Source organism: Pseudomonas sp. 20P_3.2_Bac5 (genome assembly GCF_025466035.1).
GTDB lineage: Bacteria > Pseudomonadota > Gammaproteobacteria > Pseudomonadales > Pseudomonadaceae > Aquipseudomonas.
Genome location: NZ_JANLOA010000097.1, coordinates 17,708 through 40,095, shown reverse-complemented (window position 1 = coordinate 40,095; position 22,388 = coordinate 17,708). Strand labels below are relative to the sequence as shown.

Genomic DNA, 22,388 nt, shown 5'->3' with positions numbered 1-22,388 from the left:
TTTTTGTATGACCGTTATTAATACCGGGGGGGGGCCGGGAACGCCCCCCCCCGCAACATTCAGCCGGCTCAGCGCGCGGCCTGTTGCCTCGCCACGCCTGCCAGTAATGAATCCACCAGCGCCAGCTTGATCCTCGGCGTGCGGACGGTGGACTGGCGCGAAGATAAAAGCTGGCCGTACAGCTCCGGCGCCACTACCAAGGCCATGTGTTAGCTGCTACTCCGAGTGGTCCGTGTCCTGCCCACCAAAGATGTTGGAACGGCTCGTCGAGCTGCTGCCGTCGCTGTTGTTGGTGTCTTGCCCGCCGAAGATGTTCTCCCGGCTGGTTGAGCGGCGCCCGTCGCTGTAATCGGTGTCTTGTCCACCGAAGATATTGGAGCGGCTGGTAGAGCTGGTGCCGTCGCTGTTGTTGGTGTCCTGCCCGCCGAAGATGTTTTCGCGGCTGGTTGAGCGGCGCCCGTCGCTGTAATCGGTGTCTTGTCCGCCAAAGATGTTGGAGCGGCTGGTGGAGCTGGTGCCGTCGCTGTACTGACAGTCCTGTCCGCCGAAAATGTTCTCCCGACAGGTGTCGGCGAACGCCTGGGACAAAGGCGAGGCGAGCAGGACCGCACTCAACAGCACAACCTTGAGTTTCATGGGTGTTTCCTTACGAGGGGGCTCGTGATTTACGGGAGGTTTTCAGGCTCGCGCAGGTCATGGGCGAGGGCGCTGCCACAGCGGAAGTGGCAGCTTGCTATTACAGACTGGGATGTCGAAAACAAGTTTCTGAGGGTGGGATATTTTTTTGCTGTGGAGATGCGCTGCGGCTGTCGGCGCGGAGTAGGACAACCCCGCCGTGGCCGACGGCGGCAATCGCAAACCGCCAACCGCTCACCATTCTGTGGGAGCGGATTCACCGGACGCCGTTTCGCGGTGACCTGACGTCCTGTGCCGCCTCCAGCATGAACTGGGTGTTCCAGATCTACGGTCTGTCAAAACCGTTCGTTGGGAGTCAACGACGGGGCGAGATTAGGCAGTGATTCCCCAGCACGCAATGGCAGATAAGGCGCGGGAGTATTGTAGGTTGCGGGCCAACTGGGGCTTTTCATCAAAGGCCATGGTCAGTGGCGACAAGTTGAATCCAGTGGCGAGCCAGCCTTTGTCATAGGCGAAATAGAGACCACGGCCTTCGACTTTGATCAGTTCGCCGACAGTTACCCCGGCCTTGGACACGACCAGCGACTGGAAGGGGGCAAGTCTCTTTTTCATCGGGTGCCCCGCATGCGCCGTGTGTTTCTGAGTGACTCGATGGATTCCGGGTGGGCAGGCTTGAAGAGGTTGGAGATTTCATCCAGGCCACCCAGTGCGGTGGCAAGCAGGATCAAAGCTTCAAGCGGGCTTCTATTTCCGCCCACTCAACGCCAGCCCCACCCCACCCAGCACCACCACCGAAGCCCCCACCAGCCTCATCGACACCGGCTCACTCAACACCATCACCCCGCCCAGCGCGGCGATCACCGGCACGCTCAACTGCAGGGTCGCAGCCTGTTGCGCGCTGATCTGTTTGAGGACGCCGTACCACACCGCGTAGCCAGCGCCCGAGGCGAGGATGCCGGAGCCGAGGGCATAGAACAGGCCGGCGGAGCCGATCCGCAGGTGCCCGGCGAACACCGCCGCCAGCGCAGGCACCAGCAGCAGTGGCAGGGCACGGGTGAAGTTGCCGGCGGTGTCGCTCACCGGGTGGGTCGAGCCCCTGCCAATCAGCGAGTAGGCGCCCCACGCAATGCCCGATACCACCATGATCAGCGCGCTGCCCGGCGCAGGGGCGTTGGCGCCGGGCAGGAGCAGGGCAACCAGCCCGGCAAAGGCGATGAGCATGCCCAGCAGCACCCTCGGAGCAACGCCGTCGCCCCGCAGCCAGGAGACCGCGAACATGGTGATCTGCACCGCGCCGAACAGGATCAACGCCCCGACGCCAGCGCCCAGTTGTACGTAGGCGATGGAAAACAGCCAGGCATAGAGAAACAGCGCCAGTGCGCCTTTCCAGCTACCGCCCAGTGGCGTGCCGGGCTGGCGCAGCCTGACCAGCAGCAACAGGAAGGCCGCACCGCTGAGCAGGCGCACGGCGGTGAAGCTGTGCGGGTCGATGGCGTCGTTGACCAGGGCCAGGCGGCAGAAGATCGAATTGGCGGCGAAGGCCAGCAAGGCGAAGGCCGCAGGGCCGATCCAGTGGGTGGGGGCGGGGAGGGCTACAGCGTCCGTCGTCTTGTTGTTATTCATCTGAACGGTTCGGTCCTGTTGCATTGAGTGCATCGAATGCCTGCCTGGCAGGCGCTTTGTGCAATTGATAGCGGACATTCGCGGCGCCCACAAAGAAGTTTTTTTTCGTCGACCCCACACTGTTTCTACCGATAGTGCTTTGGTCGCACGGGCGCGGAGGCGGCGGCAACGCCGGCAAATCTGTATGGCAGGCGGGTCCGGGATCTGTGTCTAACGGCCCGGTACGGGTTGCGCGAGAATCTGCAACTCCGACCAAGGTACGACGCAATGAACGACATTCCCGGTGATCTCGACTTATCTGGCTTTACGCTGCGCCGGCTTGAAACGGGGGATCGCGAGATGGTTTGCCGTCATCGCGAGGCGATGTTTCTCGAGGCCGGTGGCGATGCGCAGAACCTGCGGCGGATGACGCAGCACTTTCGGCCCTGGCTGGAGCCACGCCTGGCAGACGGGCGCTATTACGGGTTCGTGGTGCTGGAGGGCGATGCGCCGGCGGCGGCGATCGGGTTGATGAGCATCGAATGGCCGCCGCATCCGGCGCACCCGGCGGTCGATCAGCGCGGGTATGTGCTCAATGTCTACGTCGAGCCGGGGTATCGGCGCCGCGGGCTGGCGTCGAAGTTGATGCGGCTGGGAGAGGCGGAGTTCGCGCGGCGCGGGCTGGGGTTCGCGATATTGCATGCCACCGAGGCGGGGCGGCCGCTGTATCAGGCGCTGGGCTGGGCGGGGACGGCGGAGATGGCGAAGGGGTTGTGATGAGGGCCGCGTTGCGGCCCTTCGCATGCGTTGCGCGGCTCAATCGGACTCGGCGAATTTCTTCGGGTCGACCGGCGTCGGTACGAATTCCTGGCCCTGGCCGGAAACCCTCCATCTGACATTGGCGATGCCATAGCGCTCGGCCATGGGTCGGCTGACTTTCTTGATCTTCTGCTGACCAAAACGCGGGATCACACCCACCCCGGCATCGCAGCTCGCCCAGTGCCAGGCCTCGACGTTATCCATGTGCTCAAGACGGATGATGAATGAGCGCTGCTTGCCCTGAAGCTCGTAGTCGATGACGTACAGTTGCGGTCCTGCCATTGAAATCCCCTCCTTTGTTTCTGCCCATGAGCCAGGGACTCACGGGTCATTTCACGTTCAAACCGGTGCGCGGCAGGCGTTCTAGGCCGATGCCTGGCCGCGGAAGGCTTTTTTGTACTCGGCCTTCATCGCTTCCATCTGGGCACCCAGCTCCTCCAGCTTGGCCTTGCCCAACAGCTTGCGAGCCTGCGGGAACATCTCTTTTTCCTCTTCCTCGATATGGTGCTCGAGCAGTTCCTTGACCACTTTCACCCGACCGGAAAACTCCGGAGTGCCAGGGTCGGTGTGCTTCAGGTCGGGCAGCACCAGGGAGTCCACGGTGCGGTGTTCTTCCTTGGCTTCGTAGTACATGACGTCCTGTTCCTTGCCGCCCTCGGACTTGAACGCGGGGTAGAGGATTTCTTCTTCGAGCTGGGTGTGCAGGGTGATTTCCCGCTCCAGTTTGGCCAGCAGTTCGGTGCGTTTCTTGACACCGCGCTCGGTGGAGTCGCTCAGCTCGGCCAGCAGGGCCTTGACCCGTTCGTGATCGCCTTCCAGCAGGTCGATGGCATTCATGTTTTTCTCCAGGCATAAGGTGCGCGCCGGCAACGGTGGCGTCGGCGCTGAGTTATCCCTGGGGATATTGCGAAAGCCGTGCCGCTTTTGGCTGAGGGGTTATCTATTGAAAATCATGGGCTTACAGACAGATGGCGAAGTGCCGCGTCTGCAATTTGCATGACCGACCGCTTGGTCACCGTGCAAAGTGCGGCGCTCGGTCCGCTCGATCAGGCGCTCAAGGCGGGGAGTTGACGGCTCATCAAGGCGGCGGCGGTGGGGGTGAGCAGGGTGGCGGTGAGCGCGTCGCGGCGGACCCATTTGCAGGCGACGATTTCGTTGTCGGCCACCGCGTCGGCGTAGTCGCCGAGCTGGGTGGTGAAGATGTGATGGACGACCCCGTCGACCTCCAGGGTGCAGAGCTGCAACAGGCCGAGGCTGCGAATGCGGGTTTCTTCTTTCAGCTCGCGGGCGGCGGCTTCGACGGGCTGCTCGCCGGACTCGATGGTGCCGCCGGGGAAGTTCCACTTGCCGCCCTTTTTGCGCACCAGCAGGACCCTGCCGCTGCGCAGGCAAATGATGGTGGCTCTGGCCTTGAGGCTTCGGCGATTTTTCCCTGGCATTGGCGTGTCCCGTTAGGTGAATTTCCGGGACGGGATGTCACTCGCACGTCAAGCACAACCCGTCTTCTGTCGAGACTTTCTCTGAGGATAGCGAGTTCAAACGGATTGACACTATTGTGAGCGACAGAGTGCAGGTCCATTCGCGACAGACGGCGCCCAGCGCAGACGCCTCGCCGCCGGATTGCTAACCTGTAGCGACTTTTCCCACGGACCTTTTCCCATGTCATTGCGCGCCCTGCGAACCCTGGTTGCCATCGCCCAGCACGGCTCGTTCGCCCGCGCCGCCGACGCGGTGCACCTCACGCAATCGGCGGTGAGCCTGCATATCCGCGGCCTTGAGGAAGAGTTCAACGCGCCGCTGTTCGATCGCTCGCGGCGCTTGCCGGTGCTGACCGAGGCCGGGCACCTGGCGCTGGAGCGGGCGCGGGAAATCCTCGCGCTGTACGACAGCATCGCCGCCGAACTCGGCGAAGACGGCGAGTTGCGCGGGCGCCTGCGGGTGGGGGCGATTCACACCACGCTGGCCGGGATTCTGCCCAAGGCCCTGGCCGCGCTGAGTGCCGAGCACCCGCATTTGCGGGTCAACGTCGCCTCGGGCATGTCCGCGGAGCTGGCCACGCGGGTCGAGGCCGGCGAGCTGGACGCGGCGGTCACCACCGAGCCGGTCAAGCCGCACCCTTACGGGCTGGTCAGCACGCCGCTGTACGAAGAAGGGTTCTGGATCATTGCGCCGCTGGCGTTGGCGCATGTCGAGCCACGGCGCTTGTTGCAGGAGCAGCCTTTCATCCGTTTCGACCGCCGGGCCTGGGCCGGCCGCACCATCGAGCGGGAGCTGCGGCGCCTGCGTCTGCGGGTGCGGACCACCATGGAGCTGGACAGCCAGGAGGCGATTATCCAGATGGTCGCCAGCGGGCTGGGGGTGTCCATCGTGCCGTCGTCCCGGCGCAACCTGGAACGTCTTGGCCTGTTGGCCCTGATGCCGTTCGGTGATCCGCAACGGACCCGCCAGGTGGTGCTGATCGAGCGCGAAGACCGCCCGCGGGGCCGATTGGCGGCGGCCCTGGCCCAGGCGGTACGCCGCCAGGCCGCGCTGACCGATGAGTAAAACTTGAGGGTCGCTCAAGAATTCATCGTTTTTAATCAAGCATCCGGGTCTTTATCGTAGCGCTCATCCCTTGGTGCCCCGGAGTGCGCGATGACCCTTTCCCTACTGTTGGCGCTGTTGCCCATCGCGTTGTTGATCGCCCTGGGTGCCTGGCTGCGCCATAGCCAGTTTCTCGCCGACGGCTTCTGGCCCCAGGCCGAGCGCCTGGGTTACTACGTGCTGCTGCCGGCGCTGTTTCTTCACGGCCTGTCCACGGCCAGGCTCGATGGCGTGCCGGTGCAAGGCATGGTGCTGGCGCTGGTGTCGTCGACGGTGCTGGTCGCGGCGCTGCTGGTGGCGTTGCGGCGTTGTTTCAGTGTCGATGACGCGGCGTTCACCTCGGTGTTCCAGGGCGGCGTGCGGTTCAACAATTACGTCGGCGTGTCGGCGGCGGCGGGCTTGTTCGGGGCGCAGGGCATCGCCCTGGCGGCGGTGGCTAACGCGGCCATCGTGCCGACCGTGAATATCCTCTGCGTGCTGGTGTTTGCCCGGTATGGCACGGCGGGGCGGCTGTCGTTGGGAGGGGTGGTGAAACAATTGGCGTTGAACCCGCTGTTGATGGCCTGCGCCGGCGGCATCCTGCTGCATGTCACCGGGTTGGGCTTGCCGCTGGCGATCGAGCCATTGCTGAAGACGCTGGGCCAGGCCTCGCTGCCGCTGGGCCTGCTGTGCGTGGGCGCGGCGTTGGACCTGCGTGCAGTACGCAGTTGGCTGCGCCCGGTGGGATTGTCGTCGGTGGCGAAATTCATGGTCATGCCGCTGATCACCCTCGCGGCCTGCCACCTGTTCGGCCTCAAGGGCGAGGCGGCGGTCGCGGTGCTGCTGTTCCAGGCGCTGCCGACCGCCTCATCGTCCTACATCATGGCCCGGCAACTGGGCGGCGATGCGCCGCTGATGGCGGGGATCATTGCCGGGCAGACGTTGTTGGCGGCGCTGGCGTTGCCGTTGGCGGTGAGTGTGCTGCTGCCCTGGATCTGAGGGGGCGGGTGGGGCCAGAATGGCCGATTCGCCTGAGAGGACGCTGTCATGAATCCCGCACCCACCACGCTTATCCGCGAAACCTTCCCCGTCGGTCCGTTGCAGTGCAACTGCACCAACGGGTAGTGCTGTAAACATTTGTTTTTTCTGAATTATTTAATTTTATTAAATTAAATCAATCAGTTGTCTTATTGCATAGTAGTGCGGTGTTTTGCACGATTTAGCTCGGTGCGACTTTGTCTGTGTGCCAGATTTGTGCCATCTCTGTGGATTCAACAAGGGCGGACACGCCAAGCTAAGACTGCGTTCGGTGGTGAGAAACCTATCCCTCAGGAATTAGCCATGGTTGTTGAGGGCAACGCGTTCGCTGCAAGTTTTGAAGGCTTTGAAACCCGCATCACCAGAAAAGTACCGGTACAGACTCTCTCGAAACCTTACCGTGAGTTGAAGGGCTCATTGCTTAAACCTGAAGGCATTCGCAAACCCATGCAGTCATGAGCACCAACCTGCTCTGGCTATACGAGTGCCAAACTATGCAAGCCTTGCTCACAGTCGACCAGCTTTCGATATTTATACAAAAGTCCGTCGCAAGCATCCGCAGCGACGTTACGCGCAACCCTCAAGCGCTGCCGCCGATCTGCCGTCTTCCTGGCACAAAGCGCCTACTTTGGCGTGTAGAAGACGTAGAAATGTGGCTAGCGGAGCATGTCGTCGGGAATGAGCTGCCTAAGTCTGGTTTTGAACCCCAGTGCGTTCGACCTGGGCGACCTACTAAAGCTATTCAGCTCGCGAAGCAGCGCAGTCACGCGAGATGAATTCCGCCGTTTCCCGCCTCGAACGTATGGAGCAATTGAGAAAAAGTGCCCCCTCCAGACCTTCTGTCTTACCGCCAGCTTTACCATTGTATCTGCCCGGTTTCAGCGAGTTCAGTCGTGCAATGCCGAATCACCTAGCGAGGTCGAGCTTGTTCGCGCCGGTGGCTCGTGGAGCGAAGAAGATGCACAAAGAAACGATTTTGGTCAGCCGTAAGGATGCTGTCATTACCTATTGGGGGGAACAGTTAGATGAGCCGCAGGTGGATCTGTGGATGCAGCCAATGTACGAGGCTATCAATGTTCCATTGGGAGAAGCGGTGCGGATTAACCGTGCTTGTTTACTGCGAGCGATAGGCAGGAAAACGGGTAACTACGAATATCAGTGGCTTTGAATCGCCCCTGGTTTCCTAGACACTCTCCAAGCTCAGAAAATAGCGTTTCTCATACTCTACCGGCGACAGCTGATTGTTGAAGCCATGCCGACGTTTTACGTTGTAGAACATCTCGATGTAATCGAACACATCACTACGAGCATCTTCCCGCGTGGTGTAGATTTTCCGCCGGATCCGTTCCCGTTTCAGAAGCTGGAAAAAGCTCTCGGCCACGGCATTGTCATGACAGTTGCCTCGGCGACTCATGCTGGCAACCAAATTGTTCGCTTTCAAAAAACTGCGCCAATCTGAGCTGCTGTACTGGCTGCCCTGGTCGGAGTGAACCATCACCTCCTGTTTCGGTTTCCGCCTCCAAACCGCCATCAATAACGCATCAATGGCCAAATCACTGGTCATCTGCGACTTCATTGACCAGCCAACGACCTGGCGAGAAAACAGATCCAGCACCACTGCCAAATATAGCCAGCCTTCATACGTACGAATGTAGGTGATGTCGGTGACCCAAACCTTATTGGGTTCTACGACATCAAACTGCCGCTTCAGCAAATTGGGTGAGGCGACCGCTGGCTTACCGCCGAACTTTCCAGGGCGGCGTCGATAACCTGTCTGAGAACGCAGACCTTCAAGACGCATCAGCCTTGCCACACGATGACGACCACAATCCTCACCGGCCTCGCGCAGATCGTCATGGATTTTGCGATAGCCATAAACGCCGCCGCTCTCCAGCAATGAATGCTTGATCAAACCCAGTAGTCGCTGCTCGTCTTTGGCTCGTAGAGATTGCGGCTCAGACAGCCAGGCGTAATAACCGCTGGGATGGACTTTCAGCGTCAGGCAAAGCCGTCGAATCGAATACTCGCCCGCGCGCTGCTTGATAAAGGCGTACTTTAGCCGCAATCCTTGGCAAAGTACGCGGCGGCCTTCTTTAAGATGTCTCTCTCTTCCGTCACACGTTTGAGTTCAGCGCGTAGCTTGCGCAACTCGGCCTGCTGATCATCATCTTGCTGACGCTGCTCTTGGGGCTTGCTATAGACCTTGATCCAGGCGTAAAGGCTGTGCACGGACATGCCCAGCCGCAGGGCGACATCGGCAACAGGTTTGCCTTTTTCGGTCACTTGCTTGACCGCTTCGATCTTGAACTCTTCGGGGTAACGCTGACGACTCATGGCACCTCCTGTTTGGGACTCATTATGAGGCTTGGAGGTGTCTACGAAACCCGGGGCGATTCATTATGCGCGACAAATCTCACGACGAGGTTATGGCCAGATATTACCGTGCACGACCAGCAGAGGCGGCGGCAATGTTCTACGCTCTACTGTTTGAGGGTGGCCAATTTGGGGAGTGGCGTATTTTTTTTCGTCATGTCCGGCGAGCATTCATCGGGCGCTGAGCGAGTGGAGATTTGCCAATCTCTGTAGCTTATCGATATTGGATTGCACGCGAGAAAACAGAGAGCTAAGACGGATAGAGGGTTAGTAGTTCTAAAAAAGACATGCGCGAGGGGGCTATCTTTGATTTTTCATGGGATGTGATGTTCGCGCCGTTTTTGATTGCTGCATCTGTGCGAAAGTATTTTTACACAGTCTTGGCCCAAAGCGGACATAGGTATGGATCGCATACGTAGTATCCACCTGTGGGTGGATACTATTTCAAGTTTGCTGGGCTGCGCTCGCCCTAGTAGACATCCCCCACCTGTGCCTTTAGAGTACCGTGGTATCAAGTATTCCAAGGCTCACTAAGTTTACTGATAATATCTCGACGAGAAAGGACGGTTGCACATCGTTCCCAAAGATGGGCGTCTGGGTCCAGTGTAACTCGGTATTTTGCCGAAAATTCATCTTGAGCCTTTTTTCGCTCATGCATGTATTCGTTCATACGGGTCTTGAGTTCTTCTTCATCATCGATCCACTCATCATCAATTGTATCTGGCAAGCTGCCGAATATGTCGTAAGTATCTCGCAAGCGCTCAGACAATACGTTGTAGACTTTTTCATCTTGAGTCTCGCTGTAAACGAGATTAAGCATATCTACAAATTTTCGAGTTTGGCCGAATCGTTTGATTCGACCAAGCCGCTGCTCTAGGCGCGATGGGTTCCATGGGAGGTCGATATTGATCAATGTGCCCAAAGTTTGAAGGTTCAAGCCTTCACATGCGGCATCGGTTGCGACTACTAACCTGATTTCACGGTTCTTTACAGCAGATTTAATAACTTCGCGATCGACTTTGTTGAATTGGCTACTTCGACAAAGTCCACTTTTTCCAACGCCCGCATACACGGCAATAACTTCATTCTCGAACGATTTTGCCAGCTCTTTTGCTATCCATTCAGCTGTGTCGTAGTACTGGCTAAAAATAATACAGCCGTGTTCTAGCCACGTTTTTCCATCAGTTCTGAATTCAGTCAAAAACCACTTTGCGGTACTAAGTTTAGAGTCAATTGCTTCAGGTCTAGATAGCTGCGTTTCAATTTCTCTTAAACAGGCAACTTCAGCTGGCGTCATCTCAGCTAGTATGTGCTCTACATCTTCAAGCAAATCTTCATCTTCATTGGATAAGGTGTGCTTTAGCATTTTTTGTGCAGTTTTCAAGCCGGATGCGAAGCTGGAGCAAATGCGTTGTAGCATCAGCGATTTCATAAAACCTGCTGATTTTGAGCGCGATTGAAGTAGTTTGCTGAACTCTTCAGCTTTCTCATACGCAACTTGAAAAGGGGTATTGGTTGGAATGCCAAGGCCTACAAAGCGCGATTGATACTGCGAGATGTTTCGCGTTATGGGGTGCGTGTTTACCCCAACTTTTTCTAACAGGCCATCATCTTCCAATTCCTTTCTTTTTCTTAGAACCGTATGGCGAAGCACAGGATTGTTTTCTCTGAAAAATCCTGGCGTTAAGCACTCTGAAAGCCATAGGCTTTGGATCATGTAATCGAGGTCTTCAAAACGGTGAGAGCAGCCAAATGACTTTGGCTCGATAGACAAGTGATCCCTTATCTGTTGAACAATATGATGCTCATTGCCTGCGGGAAGCGGGTTGCTCAACCAATGCCAAACCTCTTGCTCAGAAGTCACCTGAGTTCGGCCTGTGATCAGAGAAATCGCTTGCTCATGGTTTTGCCAAGGCGACAAGGCATCACCCAACACAAACTCTGCTCCACAGTTGAGAATCCCTAAAAGATCAAATAATTCGCGCACATCGGTCTGTATTGGTGTCGCGGTGCCCAGTATTAAATGACGAGTACGCCTACCAATTTGCTGCATGAAAGCCATAAGGTTGTTCGGCTCAGTAGCTTTATCACCAAAGCCACCTCTGGCCCTAGCTTTGTGCGCCTCATCCAGAATAACTGTTCCGAACCGATTTTTCAGAAGAATTCCGGCTTCTTTAACAAAGTCAGCCTTATCTCGCTGATGCATAATCAGGCCGGTCGAAACAATGGCAATTTTGTAGGGGCATTGTTTAATGGAAGTGGCATCACCACGAGGGGAAAGTATTTGGCCCTCCGCACCAACCCATACTTTCTTTTGAGATAACCAAACAGCGGATGGTACCCCAAGCTTGTCCATCATCTCGATCTGCCACTGTATCGTCAGGGTTGAGGGGGCAAGAATGAGCACTGGGCCATCGTCGAGGAGGGCGCTGACCAAAGCGCTGGTTGCCATGGACAGTGTTTTACCCACGCCAACCTCGTCGGCCAATAGCAAACGGGCTTTTCCATACGTTTCTCTATGCTTCAGAAACATGGATACAAAAGAGCGCTGCCAAGGTTGTAACTGCTCGCCGCCTCGGTAAATAGGAGCCTCCGCCATAGCAGCCGCGGGGACGTCTTCCGGTTTTAGAACTTCTACGGTCACTTCCCGACGGTTAGCAATCCGATTTATTTCTGCCAATATAGCTTCCGGGAGTGGCACACCATCGCTCCACAGCGCCCAAAACTCTGTTTCTACCCAGTCTGCGCTTTCTTCATCGTCGTCCTGCCACACCAGTTCATAATTGTGGGAAAAGGCGCTCTTAGTTTCGTTGACGGAACCGATAAACGATTTACGGGTACCATCCGTATAATGAATAGAGCCCGCTTTGCCGTGGAGAAAGAGGCGTTCTCTGGGGACAACTCTTATTTCAACGTTGCCGGAATGCAACAACCTATCCAGAATTTGATAGCGTTCCTTTTTAAGTAACGCTTCAGCTTCAACATCTACTTCATTCCAGCGTTCTTTGAGTGCGGTATTTCTGCTGGTTGCCACCTGAAAATCAGCCAGATCAAGCTCGGAATTGCAAATTATCTTTACCTCTGGAATCTTTGCAATTTCTTCGCCGACCAACTCAAAAATAGAGCTTCTGAAATATCCAGCTATTCGAAAGTACTTGGAGGCCCTCTTGAGCGATTCAGCCAGGAACTCTGTATCCAATCTTTCAGTGCGAGATGAAAAACGCCGAATCGCCATAGCTTACAACCTCTGATTTCTAATCGCTTCCGCAAGAACCCGAGCACAACTTGCTTCTAATTCTGGTGTGAAAATTTTTGTTGATTTCAAGCCCTCGCGCTTCTCGGCAAGGTACCCCGCCATTTTTGTCAGCAACAGTTTATTCGGAAGATAGTTCGGGCAATTCTCCATCAGGTGCAATAGCACATCATCCACCTCGACTTCTCTTGATAGCTCGTATAATGCGTATAGTAATGCACGAAGCGGTGTTGTAGCCAACTCGGCCTCGCCCGACATCATTGAACTTTTGAACTCAGTAGACAGTTTAAGGCGGGCGGAGTTTGCCTTTGAGCCATCACTCATTAATTGGTCAAATTGATGCACTTTGAAGGCTTTAGCGAAGTTTTGGTAGTTGTCGAGGGTCTTAGCGCCTTGATGTTCTATCTCGAGCATTTTGAGATAGAATCGCTCAACGGCTTGCAGCTTTTGCCATTCACCTTTCTCGAAACCAACTGGCACCAAGAACTGCACTGCAGTTTGCACGGCAAAGTTAATCAGCTCATCAACAAAAGTCTTTTGACCTTTCTGACGTGGCGCTTCCGCCTCGGTGACCATATCTTTACCATCGATGCGAGAGTAGGCAGTCAGTACTTTAAGTGCTGCGGCGTAGCCGGCCATTTGCAAATCAGCGTCAGTGTAAAGTCCCTCAGCTCCTTGGGCACGTACCTTTATATCCAAGCCTATTAGTGACTCAACTTGCTCTTTAACGGCATCTTCGATTTCCCAACCCAAATCATCGCGGAAAGTTTCCAGTGTCTGATGACGCTTGCGCAGAATCAGTATAACAGTACCCTTAACGTTAGAACCGCCCCTTAGCGCGGAATCTGTTTCAGTTACTACATACCATGCCGCCGTTACTTGCAATCCGCTTGCCCAGATGATATTCGCCATGTCTGCCCAAATGGCGCCACTCTGATGCGTAAACATGAGTATCTGTATACCATTGTCGGGCATCTTCTTGGCCATATTTCGGTATGCTGAAACCATGCCAGTTCTAAAACCTTCATCTTCTCCCTTTATTGCTAACGAACGTCTACTATCCCAAGTCCAGTTTGCAAATGTTTGAGGAGGGTTCTTTCGTAGCCAGGCAATAAAGAACTCGGTAATCTCCTCATATTTTACAGCGTCACCATAGGGAGGGTCGGTGATATAAATATCATTTTCAATCTCAAAATTATTGGCTGCGTGACAACTGACAAATGTCTCCGAAGGTAGAGGGAAATTATACGTTTCCTCGAGCAAATACTTGGCCGCAAAGGAAAAGGGTCTTACACCATAGTTGTAAAAGGTATTTAGGGCCTGATTGTAGAATGTCTGCGCAATTGACTCCCTTGCTGCTCCTGTCCCATAACGACATAATTTAGTAGACCAATCTAATAATCTACTAAATGATACGTATAATTCTTGCGAAAATTCGGTATCAGTTAGTAGTGTCTTCTTTGTGAGTCCTAGCATTAATAGTTGTCTGGGCGCAAACAAATGATGCCAATGGGTCCATCCGCGTTCTCGAATAGGTTGATCAGTGTTGTATCCCTTCTCGATTACCATGTCAGGGATGTATCCTTTCTCCTGCCATTCGTCAAGGTGCCCCCCAACATATTCTATTACTTTCTTTTCGCGATCTAAGTCAGCTTCAGTTATTGAGCGAAATTCAGTTTCAAGCCGAGATTTTTCATTGGCTATTTTTTCCCATTGAATACAGTAAAGGCGCTCTTGAAAAACGTCTTGTTTCTGAGGTATAAAATCACTTTTCACCCATTTTCGTAGAGATGAAGTTGTATCTCGGCCAATTCTGACATCTCCACGTATGCTGTTTATCTTGATCCTGTATTCTTGTCCGACAATAGGGGTGTGAACTAAGTAGCCATTATCGAAAGTGCATTTATCGAGTTCTTCCATTTCACTTTTAGTTTTGCAGTGTCTAATTCCAATTTCATACCGTTTTTCACTTTCGTTCGGAATTAAGTTGACTACCACAAGCTTGCTAGAACTAACTATAAGTGTTGGCAATACAGGGACCGACCAGCCACTTTCAGGGCAAATCACCTCTACACAGTAAAGATAAGCTTTCGCTCGCCAACCGTTACCATCTGTCTCAATACCGAGTGCGTCTATTTCGTTTTGAACATTTTTTACTAATTTTTTTTGTGCAATGCTGAGGTTTGATAAGTGCTTGGGTGTGGCGCCAACGATATTAAAGCTTCCCCAAGTTAATAGGCATGCCATAGGATTTAAGTCGGATGCGTACACGTCGCAACCTAATCGAGCCGCTTCAAAAGGTATCTGGCCAGAACCTGAAAAGACATCCGAGACCTTTGGTCTGTGGCCAAAACGCGCAATACCCATTTGCTCGACTAATTCAGGAATAGATTTTGCTGAAGTACCAAGGTGGGAATTAACTCGCTCCCACATTTGAGAAAATAGCGAGTCTCCCATTTCCTCTGCTCGTTTGCCGAAGCGAACTTGTTCATTAAAAGGTAGTATTAGATATTCAACGATATTTTCACGCTTAGATACTGGAAGGTTTTCCTCTATCCGTTTTTGCAGTGACTCCGAGTCCATGCCCATTAGCATCTCGAAGATCTCAAGATCTTTCAGTCGGTCATCCGTCGCAGGCAGAAGTGCGCCGAGAATGCATGCCTTATTAAGAATTAGAGGCTTACGACCTTTCCAATAACTCCCCAAAGCTACCAACGTCTTGCTTTGTACCGCGCTTTGTTCTTTAAAGCTTTCAGCGGAAATTTTTTGTACCGGGAAAAGGTGCTCGATCAGCGCGGGCTTATCCATCCATTGAAAAGGTTGTAATGCCATTAAATATCTCCCTTTTCCATAAAATCAAAAAGCGAGGGCGAATTTAACTCATCCTCTCGTGTTTTTTTTGTCTTAGGCTTCTTTTTTACTTCGAGCTTGATATTCGCACCATCCGAAAGCGCGCAATACAAGGCTTTACGCCAACCACGTTGTGTTTGGTCATCACGACCCGCCTCAGCTGCGGTTTTACTATAGAGCCACCATCTTTCCTCAGGGCGCATGGCCAGCCACTTCTGACAAATCACCAAACATTCCTCTGGAGAAGCATGCTCGGCTGCCCAGCCTAGAACGCATAGCTCCCGACCAAGAAAGCGATCCAGCTTAACTTTTCCTGTCGTCCAGGTACCGGAACCCTGTTTCTTTGTCTTAAGGCGAGCATTGAAATCTCGCCGCGCATCATCACGGATCTTGGCCCACAGTTCTCTGGCCAAAATTAGCCTGCGCTCAACGGTTTCTCGGCGTGACTCATCACCATCAAAGCCGTAGTCCTCGTAAATACAGATGGCATCACGCGGTGCTGCTGGTATCTCCACATAGAAGTGATGCATTCCAAAATCAGGTGGCGCACCAAAATCAACGGTTTTGCTCACAGTTGCTCTACCTCGCCGTTACCTATCTGGATGCCTGTCTGTTTAGCGAATTGCTCCAGATCATGACCAGTTTGCGTGTAGGCCTTTTTAAAGGTCATCACGACCGGTGCCTCAGGACTCAGCACGGTTTGCAAATGCGCTAACGCCGTTTCGATAAACTCTGCACAGATCTTCATTTCACCTAGTGACATATGAATAACCTTGGGCGCTGATCCTACCATCAGGCTAACCTGCTCAAACTCGATGCCTTTATCTTTGGCTATCTTTAGGCCCTCATAGGTTTTGGAAGAGCTATCCAAACGCTTGGGCGACGGGCTAACCAGGGTGGCAGGCTTGTCTTTGATGATGGGTATTTCTTTCGACCCTGACGCTGCAAATGTAAAGTTTCGCTTTTCCTCTAGTCCATCGCATTCAGCAAACACATATACAGTTGTTTCGTCAGCGCTAAGTTGAATGGGACTGACGTAATCCTCGCCACTACGTGCTTCTGAGCCATCCAGTGTGTATTTTATGGCTCCTTTCGGAGCAACGAACAATTCAACCGTTCTTAAAGTCTCATCAAACCGATTGCGCAAGGTTAAGCGGTTCTTCCAGGTAGTTGGTGTACCGGTTAAGTTTTTTCCTGTAGGGTCTACCGCTAAAAACTGAACACGCAGCGCTTTAGTTGCCAACGTGTTATCGATCAACACAGAGCTGCTTTCGGAAACATCTCCATCTTCTTGGTAATGTATTCTAGGGCCGTTACCCGCATTGGCCACATCAATTTTCAAGCGTACTGTACCAGCGTCATCTGGCGAAGAGTCTTCGCTGATGATGACTTCGGTAGTTCTGGGTTTTGGCTTTTTAGTGATATATCCGTTAGCTAGATCTTCCCAAGCGCCACGCTGATAGGCCTCAACCGCTAACTGATCAAATCCCCGGCTAGGCACCCAAGGCATTTGTGTTTTTTGCTTCATTTTATCGAGTAGATCAATCTTTCTTGCCTCATCTTGTGAGCCAAATAGAAGTGATTCCGCTCGTGCCCGCAATGCATCAAAGTTTTCTGTGATCTGCGTGTAGAGTTTTATAGGGTCTGAGGTCAGGGTTTTTACAATCTGCCGTTCACCGTTATAGGGTTCATTGGATGGGTAGGTACTATCCAAAGCTTTAGGTCGGAGCACATCTTCACCACGATTGTTGCCGGGGAAAAGGAGCTTGTCGAAGACTGACAGTACTGTGGTTTGGAAGTCTTGCTCATACTGCGCTTTCTTTTCATCCAGCTCTTTACGTTGAGGATGTGAAGCGGGTATTTCGTTGTCCGCCTTGGTCACTGCGTAAACGTGGCGAGCGGCCTTTTCGATGCTGGCGATTGATGACTTATCACCGGTTAAAACTAATATATTGTTTTTGTTGACAAAACCTTTGAAAAAATTGGCAACTACACCAGGAGGGGTCTTGCCATCTGGGCTTATGATCAAAAGCGCACGGTTGCTCTTGAGTATGGCCTCTGCATCGTCCATTTCTGGTAACGCAAGAACTTTCTCATACGCTTCTTTGGTGACAGGGCGGTACATTTCCTCAAGGCGATGGCGAATCAGCTCATCCACCTTGTTTTGTGGTGCCTTATCCGCATATCCCTGAAGCTTCTTAGTCAGATTTTCCTGATGGCTGAAGTAGTTTCGGCCTTCCTGCGTTTGGTGTAGATACCAGGCAGATTTAGAAAGTTCTACCAAGGCAGCCCTGTAGTCACTGCCTTGATGGTTCGGATCAATTAAACACTCCAGCATTTCGCTTTCGGTCAAGCCTTTTACGGAGTTGATAGCGGTTGAAAGACTAGCTGTTAGTAGCAGTGTTCCCACCTGTGTCGCATAGTGATTGCAACTGTTGATATCGATAATTTGTGCATGAGCGCTATCGGTTGAGTCCCAGAGATCCCGAGCGATGACGTCACGCATTTCGGAAATTTCGGCCAGTTTCTCACGAACATCATGGATGGAAAGATCGAAGTGCTGTGCACCAATAAGATAAACTTCTTCATTGCCGCCCCAAACAGATTTAAGCAAGCGTGAGACCAGCTCCATTAATCCACGGGTTTGCTTGAATTTTTCGTTCTCTTTGAAGAGCGCGACAATGCTTTTGAAGCTTGGGTGGAATGGGTAGGTGGCTTCGATATCGTTTGCTAATGCTTCGGCACTTCTTTCAACAGTTTTGGCCTTTGCTGCCTCTGCAAGTCTGGAAGCGTAAACTGATGCGATTTCTGTGATTTCGCTTTTATCCGGTAGTGACAGGAATAAGCGTTTACGCAGAATCTCATAAATCTCATTTGACTCCAGGTTTACCGGTGTAATGGATACTTCCGCCCGGCCAAGCTCCTGAGATGCGTCATCCAGAGCCCGCTGAATCAACTTTCCGCCTGTATCGTAAGCTGCTTCCAAGTCAGAAACGACGATACATACGTTCTTTTTTTTCTGGGCAGCGGTAAGCATATTGGAGAATGCCCGAGTTACTACATCCGCAATAGTTCCCTGTCCTAGAACCTGGGTGCTGTAGTAGTGAAAGTACGGGGGCATTTCATCTAACAGAATTAGAATGGGCTCGTCGCCTTCAAATAATCTAATCCAGGCTTGTTCGTCAGGTGCCTTAGCACCATACTCCCAGTACTCTCTGAAAACGCCTTCTCTTCCTAACTGACGAGCGATTTCCCCCCAGAGGTATGTGTGTGGGTTATTCCTGCCGTTGAATGCCGCTATTTTGGCGGAGCCAAAATCCGACTGGTATGGTATTGAACCTATATGGCTATTTCGTAGCAGGGCATCTTTTGCCAGCAAACCAAAGCCGACCATTAAATGCGTTTTACCACCGCCCATGGCTTGCTTTAGATGGAAAACGGTATCGTTGGATTTACCAGCTAAGCGTGCCATTCCCTTTGAGAGCAGAGTTTTAAAACCATCGGTAATAAATGTTTTTTTGAAGTACTCTGCACCATCTGAGTCTTGAATAATTTGATCAAGCTGCTCAATCTGATCGCCAACGTTGATATCTAGTGCTTTCGGTTGCAGCTGGCATGCGTTGCGAACGGTTTTCATTTAGCTATCCCTAAGTTTGTTTTTCGTCATCACTGCTTTCGCCACCTTTGCCATCGCCTACCAAGAGCCATCTACTTCATATTTCTTGAACTTCCCAAGGCGTCCATCTTATGAGTATGCATACCCTCCTCGCTGATCCACTTATACACGGTGTCTCACCTAATCCTGAGATAGTCTGCAATTCTTCAACCGATAGCTATCGTTCTTGCCCTTTCAACTGTCTGCAGACTATGGGCACTTCATTTCTTTTCGGCTTTCTCCTGCGCGGGATCGACCTTCAGGCCATGTTCTTGCGCATAGTTCAGCATCAGCACCTCCATCATCGAGATGGTAGAGCGGTGTTCTTTTTCGGCACTCATTCGCAGCAGATGCTTCATGTCAGCCGTGGTTCGGATGGTCAGGGTTTGGTTTTTTGGGCGTTTCAGGGCGCAGTTCACTCTTCATTTCACTGCAAATGTACTGCGTTTTAAGGATACAAAACAGTGCGATAGATGCAGGCCTCACAGGGCTCTACTTCGCTCATCACGGCATGCTGTAGAAGGTGCTGCCTTCTCCGTGACAAGGACCAGTGTCGAGCGCTGCATTATGCAGGTTCTAAGCTTGATCAGATCGTCGTGGCTCAGCGCATTGGTGGTACTGGAAACCCTCCGGAATGGACCGTCCGGTGCAGTGCAGTGCAGTGCAGTGCGGCGCGGTGAGCGTCGTATACGTTTGTAATCGGCTTCAATGGTTGCTACGGACGCCTCGCTGACTTCAATATTCCATGTCCCAAGAATTCACACCCGTGCTCTGAGGATCGCTTCGCGTCAAATACCTGAGGCTGGAGCTGTATGCGGTAGTTCCGCACATACGGAACTATATGCGAGAGGGTGGTAGGTAATTGGCATCCCTACCGCGACTACTTCTCCTGAGGGCTTTAGGTATCACTAGACAACTTATGATCAACAATTTGAATGCTAAGTGAGCTTCTTGGCTAAGTCCTCCGTTTTGGGGTGGTAATAGCGCATTAGCATGCGCGTATCCTGGTGGCCAGTGATCTTGGTCAGTTCGTGCAGCGGGAAGATTTCCGCTAGACGCGAGGTTGCCTCATGGCGTAGATCGTGAAAACGTAAATCTTTCAGGAACGGATCGGCCTTGATGCGTTTGTCGATATTGTCCTGTGAGAGTTTCTTATTTTTGAGATGAAGGGACAGACCTGCCGTGTAGGCGTTGCGTACATCGGCGATAGCATTCGCGAATGCTTTGGTGATTGAGTCGGGCCTGCTCCGAAAACAGCGGCCATCTTCTCGTTCACCAAGATTACTCAATATGTCCACTGCTTTGCTGGAGAGAGGAACGCCGCGGGAAGAGCCGTTTTTGGTCATCGGCAGCAGAGCAACTCGCTTTTCTAGATTGACGTTAGCGCTTTGCAAGCCAGTTATTTCACTGCGGCGCATCGCTGTTTCTACTGCGAAAGTCATGATTTTGGGTAGCTCGGTCGAGCGAGAGTAGCGGCAAATCATTTCGAGCTCGTCTACGTGCTCGTACAGCAGCTTCCCGCCTTTTTGCGTCCATACATCAGAGATGAGAGTTCGTCGCTCGCGTGAGTCGTCAACGCTTGGTTGGCGGATGAGTTCGACCGGATTGGTCAGAGACTCCATGCGCCACTCCTTGCGGGCGATGGTGAATACGTGAGAGATCAAGGCGAGTTCGCGGCGCACGGTGGCGGGGGCCAGCCCCTCTTCGAGGCGACTATCACGGTAACTCGCCATATCGGAACCGCGAATGCTGGCAAGCGAGCGAAGGGCCAGAGAGTGGCGCTGCATGGCCTGTATACGTGACAGCTCGGATGCACTGCTTCGTTTTTTGCTGGTCACCTCCTTGGCGTATAACTCCAGAGCGCTAGCGAATGAGGTCGCTTCGGCTTCGCTGCGGCTGACGAATACGCCGGCATCCATTTCCCGCTCTAACATCGTTGCCCAGGTTTTTGCTTCTAACTGGGTATTGAATGTGCGTGTCTGTTGGGGTCACCCTTTACGTCTGATTTGAGCGTGCCATTGGTGGGGGCCTTTCTTCCTAAACGTTGCCATCGCTTTTCGCACTGTGCCAAAAATGTGCCATTAACTTTACAGGAACACCCATGGACGCCGCAAAGCCCCTGCTTATCCGCGAAACCTTCCCCGTCGGTCCGTTGCAGTGCAACTGCACGATCATTGGTGATCCCGTGACGAAGAAAGCGATTGTCGTCGACCCGGGTGGCGACCCGGACCTGATCATCAAACGCCTCGACGCCCACGGCCTGAAGGTGGTCAGCATCATCCACACCCACGCCCATCTCGATCACTTCCTGGCGTCCGGGCAGTTGAAAGAGAAGACCGGCGCCACCCTGCACCTGCACAAGGACGATCAGTTCCTGTGGGACAACCTGGAAATGCAGTGCCGCATGTTCGGCGTGCCCTATGTCCCGGTCCCTTCGCCGGACCGCTGGCTGGCGGATGACGAGGAACTGGCCTGTGGCTGCGGCGTGGCATTGCACACGCCAGGGCATACGCCGGGATCGATGAGTTTCTGGTTCGCCGACGCCAAGCTGTTGATCGCGGGCGATACCTTGTTCCGTCGTGGAATTGGCCGCACCGATTTGTGGGGCGGCGACCAGGCGACTATCGTTCGTTCGATCAGAGAGCGGTTGTACAGCCTCGATGAAGAGGCGACGGTGGTTGCCGGGCATGGTCCCGACACCCGCCTGGGCGAGGAAATGCGCCAGAACCCGTTCGTACGGGCCTGATGCCCGCGGGGAATTTTTCCACCCGGCCGCGTTCCAAGGCTGGCAGAGGACCAAGAGCGTCCGTTGCCTATACGAATTACTGCAGGAGCTTGTCCATGTTAACCATGCGTCGTTTGATTATCGTCGCTACCGCCGCCGCCCTGATGTCCGGCTGTGCCAGCCAGAATCCCTATGACAACCAGGGTCAGGCACAAGGCTCCACAGGGATGAGCAAAACCGCCAAGTACGGCGGCCTGGGCGCACTGGCCGGCGCCATCGCCGGTGCCGCCATCGACCACAACAACCGCGGCAAGGGCGCGCTGATCGGCGCCGCCGCAGTGGGCGCAGCCGCCGCGGGCTACGGCTACTACGCCGACCGCCAGGAAGCCGCGCTGCGTGAAAGCATGGCCAACACCGGCGTTGAAGTTCAGCGCGAGGGTGACCAGATCAAGCTGATCATGCCGGGCAACATCACCTTCGCCACCGACTCGGCGAACATCGCCCCGAGCTTCTATTCGCCGCTGAACAACTTGGCGAACTCGTTCAAGCAGTTCAACCAGAACACCATCGAAGTCGTCGGTTTCACCGACAGCACCGGCAGCCGCCAGCACAACATGGACCTGTCGCAGCGTCGCGCGCAGGCGGTCAGCACTTACCTGACTTCGCAGGGTGTGGATTCGTCGCGGGTGAGCGTGCGCGGCATGGGCCCTGACCAGCCGATCGCGAGCAATGCCGATGCCAATGGGCGGGCGCAGAACCGTCGGGTCGAGGTGAATCTGAAGCCGATTCCCGGGCAGAATTATCAGTGATTTTCGCGACGGTTCGGCGCCCCGACAAGCTCGCTCCTACAGGGATATGCAACACCTGTAGGAACG

General features: G+C 53.8%; 21 protein-coding genes. 7 read left to right on the top strand and 14 right to left on the bottom strand.

The genetic code is table 11. From position 1 onward, the window contains the following. Positions 1 to 68 precede the first annotated feature (68 nt). The 4 genes from NTD88_RS17565 to NTD88_RS17550 form a co-directional block, all read right to left on the bottom strand. The gene (locus NTD88_RS17565; protein ID WP_262155699.1) at positions 69 to 206 is read right to left on the bottom strand and encodes a hypothetical protein; all 138 of its coding nucleotides are present in this window, start codon (positions 204 to 206) and stop codon (positions 69 to 71) included. Between the two features lie 10 nt (positions 207 to 216). Then, complete coding sequence (locus tag NTD88_RS17560; RefSeq protein ID WP_095158594.1) at positions 217 to 636, bottom strand: hypothetical protein; 420 nt, start codon at positions 634 to 636, stop codon at positions 217 to 219. Positions 637 to 1,008: 372 nt separating this feature from the next. After that, positions 1,009 to 1,248 carry a HipA N-terminal domain-containing protein gene (locus NTD88_RS17555; protein WP_315975164.1) on the bottom strand — a complete coding sequence of 80 codons (240 nt, stop codon included), beginning with the start codon at positions 1,246 to 1,248 and terminating at the stop codon, positions 1,009 to 1,011. A gap of 132 nt (positions 1,249 to 1,380) precedes the next feature. Continuing rightward, the gene (locus NTD88_RS17550) at positions 1,381 to 2,259 is read right to left on the bottom strand and encodes a DMT family transporter (RefSeq protein ID WP_262155698.1); all 879 of its coding nucleotides are present in this window, start codon (positions 2,257 to 2,259) and stop codon (positions 1,381 to 1,383) included. Between the two features lie 267 nt (positions 2,260 to 2,526). On the opposite strand from NTD88_RS17550, the gene NTD88_RS17545 reads away from it, so the two are divergent. Then, the gene (locus NTD88_RS17545) at positions 2,527 to 3,015 is read left to right on the top strand and encodes a GNAT family N-acetyltransferase (protein ID WP_262155697.1); all 489 of its coding nucleotides are present in this window, start codon (positions 2,527 to 2,529) and stop codon (positions 3,013 to 3,015) included. Positions 3,016 to 3,054: 39 nt separating this feature from the next. Here the strand turns inward: NTD88_RS17545 and NTD88_RS17540 are convergent, their stop codons facing one another. The 3 genes from NTD88_RS17540 to NTD88_RS17530 all read right to left on the bottom strand — a co-directional run bounded on the left by NTD88_RS17540 (position 3,055) and on the right by NTD88_RS17530 (position 4,496). Further along, positions 3,055 to 3,339: a DUF6555 family protein gene (locus NTD88_RS17540; protein WP_095158591.1), complete on the bottom strand. Its 285-nt coding sequence runs from the start codon at positions 3,337 to 3,339 to the stop codon at positions 3,055 to 3,057. 81 nt (positions 3,340 to 3,420) lie between these two features. Next, positions 3,421 to 3,894 (bottom strand): hemerythrin domain-containing protein, encoded by a 474-nt coding sequence (locus NTD88_RS17535; protein ID WP_095158590.1) that lies wholly within the window; start codon positions 3,892 to 3,894, stop codon positions 3,421 to 3,423. Between the two features lie 209 nt (positions 3,895 to 4,103). Then, positions 4,104 to 4,496 (bottom strand): NUDIX hydrolase, encoded by a 393-nt coding sequence (locus NTD88_RS17530; RefSeq protein WP_262130264.1) that lies wholly within the window; start codon positions 4,494 to 4,496, stop codon positions 4,104 to 4,106. A 220-nt stretch (positions 4,497 to 4,716) separates the two neighbouring features. On the opposite strand from NTD88_RS17530, the gene NTD88_RS17525 reads away from it, so the two are divergent. The 4 genes from NTD88_RS17525 (at position 4,717) to NTD88_RS17510 (ending at position 7,825) form a co-directional block, all read left to right on the top strand. Continuing rightward, positions 4,717 to 5,601, top strand: coding sequence for a LysR substrate-binding domain-containing protein (locus tag NTD88_RS17525; protein ID WP_262155695.1), 885 nt, complete (start codon positions 4,717 to 4,719; stop codon positions 5,599 to 5,601). A gap of 90 nt (positions 5,602 to 5,691) precedes the next feature. After that, the gene (locus tag NTD88_RS17520; RefSeq protein ID WP_262155694.1) at positions 5,692 to 6,618 is read left to right on the top strand and encodes an AEC family transporter; all 927 of its coding nucleotides are present in this window, start codon (positions 5,692 to 5,694) and stop codon (positions 6,616 to 6,618) included. A gap of 342 nt (positions 6,619 to 6,960) precedes the next feature. Further along, positions 6,961 to 7,116, top strand: coding sequence for a hypothetical protein (locus NTD88_RS17515; RefSeq protein WP_262155693.1), 156 nt, complete (start codon positions 6,961 to 6,963; stop codon positions 7,114 to 7,116). A gap of 499 nt (positions 7,117 to 7,615) precedes the next feature. Next, complete coding sequence (locus tag NTD88_RS17510; RefSeq protein WP_262155692.1) at positions 7,616 to 7,825, top strand: hypothetical protein; 210 nt, start codon at positions 7,616 to 7,618, stop codon at positions 7,823 to 7,825. 15 nt (positions 7,826 to 7,840) lie between these two features. Here NTD88_RS17510 and NTD88_RS17505 read toward each other — a convergent pair. From NTD88_RS17505 to NTD88_RS17475, 7 genes are all read right to left on the bottom strand, one after another. After that, positions 7,841 to 8,991, bottom strand: a protein-coding gene (locus tag NTD88_RS17505; RefSeq protein WP_262155690.1) for an IS3 family transposase whose coding sequence is annotated in 2 segments (ribosomal slippage) — positions 7,841 to 8,748 and positions 8,748 to 8,991 — 1,152 coding nt in all. Because the reading frame shifts where the segments join, the coding sequence is not laid out codon by codon here. A 550-nt stretch (positions 8,992 to 9,541) separates the two neighbouring features. Beyond that, positions 9,542 to 12,265: a phospholipase D-like domain-containing anti-phage protein gene (locus NTD88_RS17500; RefSeq protein WP_262155688.1), complete on the bottom strand. Its 2,724-nt coding sequence runs from the start codon at positions 12,263 to 12,265 to the stop codon at positions 9,542 to 9,544. Positions 12,266 to 12,268: 3 nt separating this feature from the next. Beyond that, entirely contained in the window at positions 12,269 to 15,115 is a 2,847-nt protein-coding gene (locus NTD88_RS17495) for an anti-phage-associated DUF1156 domain-containing protein (protein ID WP_262155687.1), read from the bottom strand. Then, positions 15,115 to 15,705 carry an anti-phage-associated DUF3780 domain-containing protein gene (locus tag NTD88_RS17490; protein ID WP_262155686.1) on the bottom strand — a complete coding sequence of 197 codons (591 nt, stop codon included), beginning with the start codon at positions 15,703 to 15,705 and terminating at the stop codon, positions 15,115 to 15,117. The genes NTD88_RS17495 and NTD88_RS17490 overlap by 1 nt, the downstream gene beginning before the upstream one ends. Beyond that, a complete protein-coding gene (locus tag NTD88_RS17485) occupies positions 15,702 to 18,770 on the bottom strand; it encodes an anti-phage-associated DUF499 domain-containing protein (RefSeq protein WP_262155685.1) in 3,069 nt (1,022 codons plus the stop codon). Before NTD88_RS17485 ends, NTD88_RS17490 begins: the two co-directional genes overlap by 4 nt. A gap of 239 nt (positions 18,771 to 19,009) precedes the next feature. Next, positions 19,010 to 19,207, bottom strand: a complete 198-nt coding sequence (locus NTD88_RS17480) for a hypothetical protein (protein WP_262155684.1) — start codon at positions 19,205 to 19,207, stop codon at positions 19,010 to 19,012. A gap of 519 nt (positions 19,208 to 19,726) precedes the next feature. Beyond that, the gene (locus NTD88_RS17475; RefSeq protein WP_262155682.1) at positions 19,727 to 20,707 is read right to left on the bottom strand and encodes a site-specific integrase; all 981 of its coding nucleotides are present in this window, start codon (positions 20,705 to 20,707) and stop codon (positions 19,727 to 19,729) included. A 182-nt stretch (positions 20,708 to 20,889) separates the two neighbouring features. Between NTD88_RS17475 and NTD88_RS17470 the strand changes: the two genes are divergently transcribed. Together NTD88_RS17470 and NTD88_RS17465 are read left to right on the top strand one after the other, a co-directional pair. Then, positions 20,890 to 21,534 (top strand): MBL fold metallo-hydrolase, encoded by a 645-nt coding sequence (locus NTD88_RS17470; protein ID WP_262155681.1) that lies wholly within the window; start codon positions 20,890 to 20,892, stop codon positions 21,532 to 21,534. Positions 21,535 to 21,629: 95 nt separating this feature from the next. Further along, a complete protein-coding gene (locus tag NTD88_RS17465; RefSeq protein WP_262130261.1) occupies positions 21,630 to 22,322 on the top strand; it encodes an OmpA family protein in 693 nt (230 codons plus the stop codon). The last annotated feature ends 66 nt before the right edge of the window (positions 22,323 to 22,388 follow it).